Annotated in this window: 5 protein-coding genes; all 5 read right to left on the reverse strand. The window is 65.0% G+C overall.

Translation table 11 applies throughout. The features are described from left to right. The coding region (locus tag AABB87_RS21265) for a two-partner secretion domain-containing protein (RefSeq protein ID WP_341973312.1) at positions 1 to 7,487 on the reverse strand (7,487 nt) is incomplete at its 3' end. A gap of 14 nt (positions 7,488 to 7,501) precedes the next feature. After that, positions 7,502 to 9,244, reverse strand: coding sequence for a ShlB/FhaC/HecB family hemolysin secretion/activation protein (locus AABB87_RS21270; RefSeq protein ID WP_341973313.1), 1,743 nt, complete (start codon positions 9,242 to 9,244; stop codon positions 7,502 to 7,504). A gap of 184 nt (positions 9,245 to 9,428) precedes the next feature. Continuing rightward, complete coding sequence (locus AABB87_RS21275) at positions 9,429 to 10,496, reverse strand: PEP-CTERM sorting domain-containing protein (RefSeq protein ID WP_341973314.1); 1,068 nt, start codon at positions 10,494 to 10,496, stop codon at positions 9,429 to 9,431. 155 nt (positions 10,497 to 10,651) lie between these two features. Then, on the reverse strand, positions 10,652 to 12,163 hold the full coding sequence (locus tag AABB87_RS21280) for a hypothetical protein (protein ID WP_341973315.1): 1,512 nt from the start codon (positions 12,161 to 12,163) through the stop codon (positions 10,652 to 10,654). 125 nt (positions 12,164 to 12,288) lie between these two features. Next, positions 12,289 to 13,146 carry a PEP-CTERM sorting domain-containing protein gene (locus AABB87_RS21285; protein WP_341973316.1) on the reverse strand — a complete coding sequence of 286 codons (858 nt, stop codon included), beginning with the start codon at positions 13,144 to 13,146 and terminating at the stop codon, positions 12,289 to 12,291. Between the last annotated feature and the right edge of the window lie 13 nt (positions 13,147 to 13,159).

Below are 13,159 nucleotides of genomic sequence, written 5' to 3' on the forward strand. Positions count from 1 at the left end.
GGCGTTGGCGTTGGCGTCGGCGTCGGCGTGGGCGTGGGCGTGGGCGTGGGCGTCGGCGTCGGCGTCGGCGTGGGCGTCGGCGTCGGCGTCGGCGTCGGCGTGGGCGTGGGCGTCGGCGTCGGCGTCGGCGTGGGCGTCGGCGTCGGCGTCGGCGTCGGCGTCGGCGTGGGCGTCGGCGTCGGCGTGGGCGTGGGCGTCGGCGTCGGCGTGGGCGTGGGCGTGGGCGTGGGCGTAGGCGTAGGCGTAGGCGTAGGCGTCGGAGTAGGCGTAGGCGTAGGCATAGGTGCAGGCACGCCCGTCTCGCTGATCAACTCAACCCCGTCGTAAACGCGAACTGCCTCGACCTGCACCGAGCGCACAGCGTCGAACTGAGCGCCTGCGTTGCTGATGGCAACACCGGTGCCGCCGGGTGTGGCGTCACTGACGCCTGTGCGGGCGGCGCGCAGCAGCACGCTGCCGTCGCGGCCGGAAGGGCCGCCTTGGGTAGACAAGATCGAGGCGGCTTCAAGGCTCAGCTGGCCGGTGCCGCTCATTAAACGGATGTCTCCGCCATCGGCGCCGGCGGCCATGTTGCGGGCGGACAGCACGGCGCCTGGGCGCAGCGTCAGGTCCCCACCACTGGCCAGCAGAATTTGCGCGCCGCGCTCCGCTGTGGCTTGCAGTTCGCCGGCAAGCGTCAAAGTGCCGGCGTCACTGATGAGGGCCAGACTGGCCGAGCGCAGCACGGTGCCGGCCGCCAGCGTTTGATCGCCCTGGCGGTTGCGCACCGAGATCGATTGGCTGAACTGACCTGTCGGCAGCTGCCCAGCCAACTGGCTCAGATTGACAGCCTGGCGACTGTCCAACTGCAGGCTGGCGCCGGCCGAGCTGGTGCCCTGGCCTTGCAAGTCACCGGCCAATTGCAAAACACCTTGCGGCGCGGCCAGCACTAACTGACCGCCGCCCGCATTGGCGGCGCCGGACACATTCACGCGCGAACCAGCCGCCACTTGAACGTCGCCGCCACTGCTGCCGGCATCGATACGCCCCCCCGCTGTCGCGATGGTTTGGCCGTCCAAGGTCTTTGTGAAACCTTGCACCGAGCTCAGCGAACCGGCCGCGAACACCAGGTTCTGACTGGCGCGCAGATTCAGCTGACCCGAGGGCAAATCGATCTGCCCGCCCTGCAGCAACTCGCGGCCGCTCAGGTTCAAACGCGCCCCTGCGCCGGGCTGCGTCACCGCAGCACTCACACCTGCGCTAGGCGCTACGGCGTCCACATGACTCAGCTGCAAGCTGCCGCCTGCCGTCAAGCCTTGTTTAGCCGAAGCGGTGGCCAGCACACGGTCCGAGCGCAGCTGAACATCACCCGCGCTGTTCAAAGCGCCCTCGCCTGCAAAAACAATATCGCGGGCCGCGCTGAGCGTGAGTTGCCCCACGGCCTTGGTGCTGACGCTGCCGGGGCCGATCTGCAAATCACCGGCAGTGGCTTGTAAATCAAGCCGCGCATTGCCGGCTGATCCGCTTGGCGTGCTGGCAGCAGCTGACTGGCCGGCGCTATTGCTCAGTTGCAAGGCCTGCGCACTGGCCGTCGCCTGGCCACCATCGGCCACCGTCAGGTTGGCGGCATCCAGGGTCAGCGAGCGCAAGTCTTTGCCACCGAGTTGTGCGCCGCTCTCAAAGAAGATGTCGCTGTAGCTGCGCAGCTGCAGCTCAGCGGCCTGACTCAAGCCACCCAGTTGGCCAGCCGTCAGCCGCAAGCTGTCGCTGGCCGAGGTATTGCCAGTCGCGCCTGCACCGCCCACCACAATCCGCCCGGCGCCCAAGACCAAGCGGCCGGCGTCCAAGGCAGCTTGCTCATCGACCAAGGTACGCGCCGCGGCTTCCAGGCTCAAGCTGCCTTGCGCGCCGGCCTTGAGTTCGCTGCCGGCGGCCAGGCGCACCTGGCCCTGTGCTATCGCTTGAGCGGGAACCCCGCTGCGCTGCACCGCCGTTGGCGTGGCTGACAGGCGTAGCGATGCACCGTCGCCATTGACATACAAAGTGTCCGCTGCCTTGGCAGGGGTGGCCGAAGCAGCAGCGGTGCTGGAAGCTGCAGCGCTCAACTGCGCGCCCGCCCCCACCTCCACCGATTGCTGCGCCATCAGCACCAGGTCAGCCGCCTGCAGCTTGACACCGGCATCGATCTGCACCGTCTGCGCGCTGACCATGGCTTGACGCTGGCCATTGGCATCCTGCGCGCGCGTGCCGCCCAGCATGATGCTGCCGGCACCGCTGCTCGACAGCGCCTGGGGCGAGAGCACCAGGGCATCAGGGAACCGATCAGCATGCTCGGACACGACCAAGCGGGCCGCGCCGATATTGAGTTCGCCCGCGCCGGCTTGCGCCGCGTGGGCGTAATTCAAGGCGGCCTGCATCGTCATCCGCGGCGCGCTGAGATTAAGGCTGCCGGCGTCGATGGCCAGGGGCGGCAGGGCCTTGCCCTCGCGCGTGGCTTGCTGGCCGTAATAGCTGTCGGCCTGGCTGGTACGGATCTCCGAGGACTTGCGCGCCACGGCGCTCGGCGTGATGGTGAAGGCCGAGGGCCGTGTGTCTTGTAAATCGGTACCGGCCGTGGCGAAGCTGGCACCGGCCAAGACGGCACCATTGGCCTGGGTGACGGCAGTGTTGGCCGAGACGGTCGTGCTGGCCGCTGCCGGTTTGACCAGGAAGCTGCCTGGCAAAACGGCATAACGCGCCGGCATGACGGCGTAGCGGCCGGCCTTCAGCACCTGGTCGCCGAACTGCAAATCACGGCTCAGCAGCAGCTGCCGGCCGGCGGGAATATCCACCACCGCGCCACTGGCGTCGTTTTGCAAAGCGATGTGCAGATCGAGCGGCGCCAACATGGCAGCACCCGGCACGATGGCAAAAGCCCCGCCCGCAGCACCCGCGAACACATCGCTGGAGCCACCGGGCCCGGCCACAAACTCCAGGCCTTGCAGGGCACCGCCGCCGCTCATATCGAGCTGGGCCTGCAGCTTGCCACTGGCCGCCAAATTCAAATTGGCCGCACTGAGAGAAATCTGTTTGGCCGGCAGGCCTTTGAGTTGATTGGACGGCGAGCCGTAATACCAGGCCGCGCCGCCTGTCGTGCCGCCGAAGGGCAGCAGCAGGCCATCACCCGAGACCGACGTCAGGCTGGTGGGCGTGAGCGTTAGCTCGCGTTCGGCCTGCAGCGTCAGGCTGCCCAGCGGCGCGCGCAGCACACCGTCTTGCACGATGTCTTGCGCCTTGAAGGTGAGCGCAGCGCCGCCCGAGAGTGGCGCGGCAGGTTTGCTCGCCGCATTGCCTTCGGCCCGCTGCATCGTGAGCTTGTGGCCGCTGACATCGACCAAAAAGTTCGTCGCGCTGCTGCCGTAGATTTGCGCGGCGGTCAGGGTCAGGTCCGCATCGCTGCGCAGCTGGCCGGCGCTGGCGCCCGCACTGTTCAGCACACCGTGCAGGCGTAAATCGCCTTGGGCGGCCAGAGTGATGGCCGAGGCACCAGCGATTTGTAGCTGGCCCACCAGATCAAGGCTGGTGCCATCCGCTACAGCGCCGCTGCGCGGTGCCGCTTGCACCAGCAACTGGCCCTTGCCAGCTTGAGCCACCGTGGGCGCAGCAAAGGCCGAGCTATTGCTCAGCTGTACCGAGCTGCCGCGCAGCTGCACCTTGGCGTCCTGGCCCAGTTGCAGCAAGGGCGTGTCCAGGCTGAGGCGGCGGGCGGCTTCCAGCTGCAAGTCGCCGGCCAGCACCAGGCTGTCCATTGAGGCCAGGCTGATGTCGGCCAGGCTGCTTGGCGCGCCGAGCAGGCTTTGCGCCAGCTGCACCGTCTTCACTCCGGCTTGGGTCTGCGGCAACAGCGGCTCGCCCTGGGCTGGTGCCGCTTGCAGCAGCAAGCGGTGCGCGGGGATTTGCGCGGCGTCGCCGCTCTTGCTCATCTTGACGCTCAGGCGTCCGTCCGCTTGGCGGCTGCCGCCGGCCTTGGCCTGGAAGCTGGCATTCAGCACGCTGTCTTGTCGGCCGGCCACGTCGATAGCGATATTGAGTGCACCCGCCGCGCTGGCCACCGATTGGCGGCCTTCGGCAAAGGCAGCACCCGTGGGGGCGGCGTCCAGCTGGGCCTGGGCCCCATCAGCCTTAATGAGCGCACCGGCATCCAACTGTGCGCTGACGGCATTGAGCCTCACCACCCCGCCCTCCAGCACACGGCCACGCAGAAGGCCATCCCCATTAGGCTGCAGCAGGGCCAGGCCAGACACGTCGATGCGGCTGGCAGCGCCCAGGCGCAGCGCGTCTTCCGTCGCGTCACCGCCGAGGCCGGGCTTTTGCGTCAGGCTGACCGTGCCGCCGGGAGCGCTCAGCTGGCCCAACATCTGCAAGCTGCGGCCGGCCGTCAGCGTCAAATTGGCATTCGGGTCCAGCAGAATCTGGGCGCTGTCAGCAATGCGCAGCGCGCCGCTCTGCGCGGCGACGGCATTGCCGCTGGATTGCAAAGTCAAGTTGACCGGCCGACGCAGCGCGGCGTCTTGCAGCAAGACCCCACTCAGATCGGCCAGCCGGCTGCCGCTGAGCCCACCGCGCAAGACCTCACCGCCCCGGCGCGACAGCAGCTGCGGGCGCAGCACCGCGCCGTCTGCGAGCTGCAGCGACAGCATGCCGTCCACATCAAAACGCTCAAAGCCACCTTGTGAGAAAAACTCGGTGCCCAGATTCAGCCCGCCGCTGGCCTTGTCGAGCGCCGGACCATTGCCGCCGATCTGCACCGTGGCGGCGCGCAACTTGAGGCTGCCGCCCTTGTCCACGCCGACACCGAGCAGGCTGCCGCCCAAGTCAAAAGCCTGCGCCTGGCCCGCGACCAAGCTGCTGCTCAAATCCAGGCTGCCTGCGCTGCCCGCTTGCACGCTGCCATTGCTGCGCACCGTGGCACCACCGGAAACATCCAGCACCGAGCCCCTGCCCAAAAGCAGGCCCGCACCTGAGTTCAGCGTGACGCTGCCGCCCTGGACGGCACGCTGAACGCTAGTGCCATCGCGCTCCTGGTTCAGCAAGCGGCCGGCCATATCGAGCTTGACGCCATCCGCCACGCTGATAACGCCGGGCGCGCTGCTGCGGTCGGTGTTCTCCACCGTCTGAGCCGACAGGCTGCCGCCGGCGCTGACGATGTCTGCGCCCAGGCTGATGCCATCGGCGCCACGTGAGTAAAGCGTTAGCGTGCTGCGATCCGCGAGCTGCAGCGCGGCACCGGCCGCGCTGGCAATGCCACGGTCACTGGCCAGGCTGATGCGGCCGAAACCGGCCGCTTGCAGCAGGCCCACATTCAAGAGGCTGGTGCTGGCGTCAAGCGCGGCCGTGGCCGCGCCGCCGGTTGAGGAAGGCGGCGTTTGCGTGCTCAAGAGCAGCTTGCTGTCCACCCCGGTGCCCTTGACCTGCGCCTCGCCAAGCTGAAAGCTCCCGGCCGCGGCCAAAGCATCCAGCCCAGCCAGCTGACGGCTGCCGGCCAAGGTGTTGGCCGCCATGCTGCCCGCCAGATCGGCTTGCTGGGCCAGCACACGCAGGCTACCCGCCGCTTGGCCGTCCACATAGGCGCTGGCTACTTGGCCCTGGCTGCTGGCACGGAAGCCCGTGACCTTGCCCCAGCGGTCGTACAAGCCATAGCTGGCATCGCTCAGCCCCACATAGCGCAGATCGGCGCTGGCGGTGTTGAGCGTGGCTTGGCTGCCGTCCTCGGCTGTCAGGCGGCTGGGTCGCACCAAGGCCTCGGTGTAGGCCACTTGCCCGCCGCTCAAAGCCAGCTTGGATCCCGCCAGGGTCGCCACGGTGCCGGTACTCTCCAGCATCAGGTTGCCGCCCTTGGCCATGCGCTCTTCGGCCGACCTCTCGATATTCTTCCGGTAGCTGCTGGTGTCGCCCAGGATAGGCGCGGGGGCGCGCACATCAAAGGTCACCTTGGCGCGGTACAACGGCCCCTCTTTTTGCAGCGGTGCGTCTTTCAGATCATTGCCGCCCAGCAGTTCGGTGGTGACGAAATTGCGCGCAGCCGACACCTCCGTGCTGCGGGTACCGGAAAGATCAATGCCAGCGCCCTCACCCACCACGATGGTGGCGCGGGCGTCGAAGGGGCGCGTGCCCGCTTCGAGATTGGGGCTGGCCATGGCATTGGCCTGGGGCTCGACCTTTTCATAGTTCGGCTTGGCCTCGGCGCGCAAGCGCACTTGGGCGGCGGGGGCATTGATTTGCGCGCCGGCATTGCCGGCTGCGTCACGGCCTTGCAGCTGAATGTTCAGGCCGTTCATTTCCACGCGCGAGGCGGTGAACTGGTCGCCGGTGGCACTGCCGCCGGCGGCATCCGGCGCCATCTCGATGCGGCTGGCGGCACCCAGGGTCAGCGTGCCGCCCTCGGCAGCGCGCTTGACGATCACACCGCCCGAGCTGATGCCCTGAGACTGGCCCCGCGCCAATAAAAACACCGAGCCGTTTTCACTGACGCTGGTGCTGGCACTGATGCGGCCCATCTGGTTGACGGCCATGCCCACCAAGGTGGTGTTGCCCCGGTTGCTGGCAATATCACCCAGCTGATCGACCCGGCCGGCACCCGTGCCCACCTCCACCAACAAGCCGCGCACGGCCGGCACGGCCGCGTTGACCTCGGAGGCATACAGCCGCTCAACCGTGGGTGTTTGCAGATAGACCTGCTCGCCTGCGGCCAGCACCGTCTGCCCCTGCGGGGTGGCGATGCTGCCGGCGTTGATCACATCCTCGGCGAACAAGAACACCCGGCCGCCGGAAGGCGTGGTGATGGCTGCCCCCTTGCTGACCTCCACAAAGCCGCGGCCCACATCAGGCATGCCGAGCACATCGGCATCGCGTTTGAAGCTGGGGTTGGTGGCGTAAATGGACTTGGTCAGGCCGAGCAGAAAGTCGTCGTTGTCGACGTTGAGGGTCGAAGCAATCAACGCGCCCACATCGACCTTGGCGTTCGGGCCAAAGAGAATGCCGTTGCCGTTGAGCAAGAAGATGTCGCCGCCGCTGATGCGCTCGGGCTTGCTGCCGCCGGCCACAAAAGCCGGATTGGGCACAGTGGACTTGAGCGTGCCGAAGATGGCGCTGGGCGCCGCCCCTTTGTCCACCCGATTCAACGCCGCGCTGCCGACGCTGGGCATGCGGTATTCCACGCTGCTATTGGCGCCGATATTGAAGCTTTGCCACTGATAAATGGCGCGGGCGGTGGCTTGGTCGATGACCATGTCTTGGCCGCCACGGCCGTTGTCGGTATTGATGCGCGAGGCCGCGTTGCCGGTGATCACCCGCATACCGGCGGGCAGCACCTGGGCGGCCGGCGCGGCGGGGCGAGCACCGGCCTGCGCCAGCGACTGCAGAGGCCAGATAGCCAGCATCGCCACCAGCAAGGGCGCTGTCGCGAAACTCGCCATCGGGCTGAGCGCGAATGAAGCGGGCGTGGGGTGAAGGCGGGCTGTGGCTGACATGGTGGCAATCGGGGTCAAAGCTGCGCGCTCAGGCGCAAGTGCAAACGAGGTTCGTTCTTGGGGCTGATGCGGGTGCTTTTGAGCGGCCAGGCCAGGTCCAGGTCGGCCGACAAACCGGCCCCGGCACGCAGGCGCAAGCCCAGGCCGGCACCGGCCAGCCAGGTGTGCTCGGCCTGCTCAGGCAAGGGGCTGAGCGTTTGCACGCGGCCACCTTCGGCATAGCCCAGCAGCGTCAACTCACGCCACCACGAGGCTTGCGCTTTGGCGGCAGTGCCAGCAACAACGGGGGCCGCCAGAAAATTGGGGCTGCGCCATTCCAGCCCCGCCAGCATGGCGTTGTCGCCCGCAGCCTCGGCTTCCAGATAGCCGCGCACCGTGTCCACACCACCCAGCGCGTATTGCTCACCCGACACCAATGGCTGGGTGGCCAGTTGCCAGGCGAAGCGTGTATTCAGGCTGCCACCAAACGGCGCGGGCAAGCCCAGGGTGCGCAAGGGCCGGGCATCGCGCAACTCACCGCGCCAGTAGGCAAAGCTGCCATCGGCGCCATCGCGCTTGCACTGAAACTGGTCCACCGCGCCGACGTTGCCCGGGCAGGCGACATCCCGTTGCAACCAATTGCGCCAGCCGAAGGTGATGCTGCTGCTGAGGCTGCTTTGCACACCGCCCGAAAACCAGATGCCGGTATAGGCCGCTTGAAATGGCAGGTAGCGCAAAGGGGTGGACAGCTCGCCGCCGGCGCTGAGCTGCTGCTCCTGCACGTCTTTGTAGTCGCCGCCCACGCTGAAGCTGTGCAGCGAGTCGCCCTCGCTCGACGCATGCGGCACGCTGCGGTTCCAGCGCAGGCCGTAAGTGGCGCCCTTGCCGATCACCGTGCCGGCACCCAAGGGCGCCACATTGCTGTTTGAGAGCACCACCGTGGCCAGCAAGCTTTGCGGGCGACCCGGCTCCGTACTCAGCGGCCAGCTGTAGTTGCCCACCAGCACGCTGGACTGCTTGGTGTTGCGCGGCGCCGTGATCAGGCTCAGCGTCAGACTGTGATCACGCTGCCAGAGGTTGTCGTGATGCAGGGCCACGGAGGCACGCCAGGGGTCGGTGTCGGCGGCGTGGCGGTTATTGATTTCCAGGCTGGCGCCGGCGGGCAATTTGTCATTGACGCGCAGCTCCACTTCCACCGTGCCAGGCGTCAGGCCAGGGCGCAGGATTTGCTGCAGTTGGCGTTCCTCACGGTTCAGGCCGGCGATCTGCGCGGCGGCCTGATTGAAGTCAGGCACTTGGCCGGGGGCCAGTTGGCTGACGCGTTCGCGAATCACACCCTGGTCGTAGTACCGTGAGCCGGTCACGCGCAGGCGCTCAACGCGGCCCTCGGTCACATGCAGGCGCAGCACGCCGCCCTCCACTCGCTGCTCAGGAATATCCACAAACACGGTCAGAAAGCCGGCCTGCTGGTAACGCTTCTCCAGCGCTTCGCGGGCGGCCTCCACATCGGCCATGTCTTTGTCTTCGCCCATGAAGGGCAGCACCACCTGCTCCACCGCTGCCACGGGCAAGACGGTGTTGCCGCTGATCTCGAACTCGAGAATGGCAAAGCGCGGCGAAGCAGGTTCGGCAAGCGCTGAGCGCTCCGGCGGCACTTGCAGGCTGGCGGCCAGGGTCGGCTTTGATGCCAGCAACAAGCCACTGGCCAAGCCCACAGCAGTGACCGCGGTAGCGCACAGGCCCCGGCCTGCGGCCAGAAGAGAGGCGCACGATTTCATAGTGAAAGCAGTATCGGAAGCCGCAGTGAAGCGGCGATGAAGAGGCGCCGTTGCGGCGTGAGCCGTTCGGACTAGTGCCGCAAACGAAGAGCTGGGCCGAAGGGGCCACGTCAGCGGTGACCGGCCGCCCGAGTTCAGGCCTCAGGCGCCGATTCAAACGCTAGCGGGCTTGCGGCTCAGACCATCAAGGAGCCATGTGCTTAGCGCGCCGCATACGCGCGGCCCGGCCGCCCAGCGCCAGCAAGCCCAGCGCCATCAGACCCCAGCTCGCAGGCTCAGGCACAGCACTGACGCTCACACCGGGCATGACCAAGCTGCCTGGCCGATAACCCGCAAATTCGGTGGACGCAGGCAGATAGGCGCGGGCCATGAAACCGGCGCTGAAGTCCGTCATATTGATGCGCGCCTGGCCCAGCACGGTGGATGCTTTCGGCGTGCTGGCCTGCAAGGTGTAGCTCAGCAGGTACTGCCCCTTGTAGGGCGAGTTGGCGTTGTCGTCGACCTTGGTGAAACCCCAGTAGCCGTCGTGGCCGACGTTGTCGAATTCGTCAACGAGGATGGTGCTCAGTTGATCCGTACTGGAGCGAGTCAGGTAATAGAACCAGGATGAATCACCCAGCTTATTGCTCATCGTGAACGGCGCATTGCCATTCATCGTGTCAGTCCAATTGGCGCTGTTCTCGCCGAAATAGGCGCCTGGCTTATCGGCTTGAACATTGGAGCTACTGCCATTGACCGGAAAGTTGGCTGGCCCGCCATGGGTGCCCGTGGCGTTCACTGACCCGAAGAAACTCAGCACCGTGGAGGCGGAATTGCCTTTCGAAAGCTGCTGATTCGTCATCGTGGCAATTTGAGCCTCGGTACCTTGCTGAGCCGTCGTAAAAATTCGGTTGACACCTGACGCACTGCTGGTGCTGGCCTGAGTCGCAAAAACGGTCCAGCGCAGATTGGCGACAGTGACCAGAGGCAAAAAGCTTGCCCATTGCGCATCGGTGATGGGAATGAAGAGCTGAGTAAACGTTTCTTGCTGGGAGGATATGAAAAAGGCATTCATGTCCAGGCCCAGGTCCAGCGTGTAAGACACTTTGGCTTCTGAGTCCGAGACGACAAAGGCCAACTCGCCATTGCCCTTGTAGAAGCTTGCATTGGGGCCGACAGGGTTGGCCACACCACCGGAGATGGTGGCCTGCGCGTGATTGACAAACATCAGCGACCCCAGCAAGGCCAGCTTGGTCAGCTTCAAAAATGACATCGAGCCAAGGGGGAGCCCGCTAGAGGGAAGCGCGCTAAGGGCAGCAAATGTTTCACGCATAGTCAATCACCAGTGAAGAAACGAGGAGGCTCAGTTGAGCCTCCTCGGAGCATGGTCATCCAGCAGGGTGCTGGTATGACCTCGCAACCCAAAACTTACTTGACGGCAGCCAGCGGGCTGCAGCTATTGCCGCCGCGGTTCACGCGCGAACCGAAGGCGATTTCGGCGGCAGTACCCGTACCGAAAGCACCGGAGTAGCTGGTGGGCATAGCCAAGACGCCGGCCTTGTTGGCGGAGGACAAGGTGTTCAAAGCCGAAGGCTTGGCAATTTCAGCGGTGAAGCCAGTGATGAAAGCCTGCTGTGCCGAGGTCAGGGCGGCATAGGCACTCTTCTTGTACTGAATCGTGGACTCGAACAAGTAGTCATAACGGCCTTGCTTGGCGTTCGTGCCGTTAGGCACGGCGCCTTCGAGTCGCACATGCTTCCAGCTGTTCGAGCCAGGCGCGTTTTCCTTGGAGATGTGGCCGATGGCATAGCCGTCAGCCTTTTGCGCCTGGTTCATGCAGCTGACCACATCGCCAGTGCCCGGACCTTCAAAGATGAACTTGCTGCCACTGGGCATCGGGCCTGTGGCGGCACCACCCATATTGGCAACCAGATAGTTGGCAACCGACAGACCGCCAGCGGTCGTGTTGGCGGAGGCCGACATATCGTCCGGCGCTGCCGAGCCGGAGGCATCCCAAGCTGCAGGAGTTGTGCTGGCAGAGCCGCAAGGCGCATCGCCGAACATCAGATTGGCGGCGGCCTGGGTGCCGGAGCCGTTGACACGGCGGCAGATATTGACTTGGGTGGCATTCTTGGCGGCATTGCTGGAGATCAGCTTCCAGTCCTCGGCATTGCCCGAGAAGAAGGTGCGGGCTTCAGCCTTGCCAATGGACGGAATGCACTGCTCATCAGTGGATGCCACCGAACAGGCAACGCCAGCGTTGTCCTTCACGGCGCTCAAGCCTTGCTTGGCGAACATATCGTTGTACAGATTGGTGTTGACGGCCACGCCGAACACGGTCTGGATCACCGACGTCACTTTCAATGCGGAAAGCTGTGCCGTGCTCAGGCCATCGGCGGGGTAGTTGTCATCATCCGCATCCAAGGGGTCAGTAGGAACGTTGACGCCCTTGAACATGGCGGGTTCCACATCAGACATGCCCAAGGTAGGCACGGCCGTGCGGGTGGACGGGCAGCCGCTGAAAGCCTGGCCGGAACCCGTGGTGCAGGCCTTCACTTCGGCGAAGGGACGGGCCGTTCCGAAGTACACGGGGAACACGCCTTGGGCGGAACCACCCGCGTCGCTCTTGAAGAAGGCGACATCGGTGCCGGCAGCCAGACCCAGCTTGGGTGCGGGCAGCTTGCAAGTCACAGCCCAGAAATTGTTCAAAGTCTTGAAGCCACCAGCGGCGTCATAGGTGGCGTTGTAGACGGTGGCCGAGCTGTTGGCGAAGCCGCCGCACACATCGTTCAGCACCACGCTGCCCAGGGCGGCGCGCACAGCGGAAGCGCCGCTCATGTAGATACGCACGGTGTTCGGTGCATCCACATCGATGGGAGCAGCGAAAGCGGAAGACGCGGCCACAGCGGCGGCGGCGAGGGCGATGGAACGGATTTTCATGATCAACCTTGTTCAATGAAGGCGCAGGCAACCACCGCCAGGCAAAAGCCTGGCGATGCAGCAACTTGCGAAATTAGTACGCGGAGAAAAGCGCTATCAAGGCGGCATCAAGCCGCCGAGAAGGCTCAGGCTTCGTTGCGGCGACGCGCCACAAAGCCAACGGCGAGCAAGCCAGCGATCAGCAGGGCGTAGCTGCTTGGTTCCGGCACCGCGGCCACAGCAGCCAAGGTGTAGTCCAGAACGGGACCGTTGGCGCCGTTCACAAAGGTCCACTTGCCAGTCTTCTGGGCATTGGCAAAAGGATCCACATTCACCAGAGCCAACTGGTTGGTGCCGGAGCGGGTAATCATGTCAAACGACGCGGAAGCACCGATGGCATTAGAGTTGGAGAAGGCGGCCGTGCCATTGAAGTACTCACCAATCTTCTTGCCAAAGTAGGCATTGCCCGAGCCTTCGGACAACTTGTTGACACTGGAGCCGTTCGCTGCATAGTTGGGAGCAACGCCGGACACGCCATGGGTGCCCGTGGCATTGACCGCCCCGATGAAGGTACCGGTCGTTCCGGCCTGGACTGCAAATGAGAACAGTTGATTCGTCCAGTCAGCGACCAGGCTTTCATCACCGTTCTTGATGGTCGTCAACAACTTCACCTTACCGGCAGCAGAGCCACCGAACAAGACTTGAGCAGTGACGTTCCAGACCATTTGGCTGGCATCGGCCTGAGCCACGAACGAAGTCCAGTTGGCATCACCAGCCAGGCTGAAGCTCTTGGTGAAACCGGCGTCCGCGCCATCAGCAGTCGCCTTGAAGGCATTGAGGGAAAGACCCAAGTCCTTGGTGTAGGAGATGTTGCGCGAGGCGTCAAACACGGTGAAATACAACTCGCCATCTTGCTGGCTGGACTTGTCGCCTTGAATGGCAGCGAATGCCGGAACAGCGGCCAACAGAGCTGCCGCGGCAGCAATTTTCTTGATCATCAACATGATGCTTAACTCC

The organism is Roseateles sp. PN1, assembly GCF_038419725.1.
Taxonomy (GTDB): domain Bacteria; phylum Pseudomonadota; class Gammaproteobacteria; order Burkholderiales; family Burkholderiaceae_C; genus Paucibacter_A.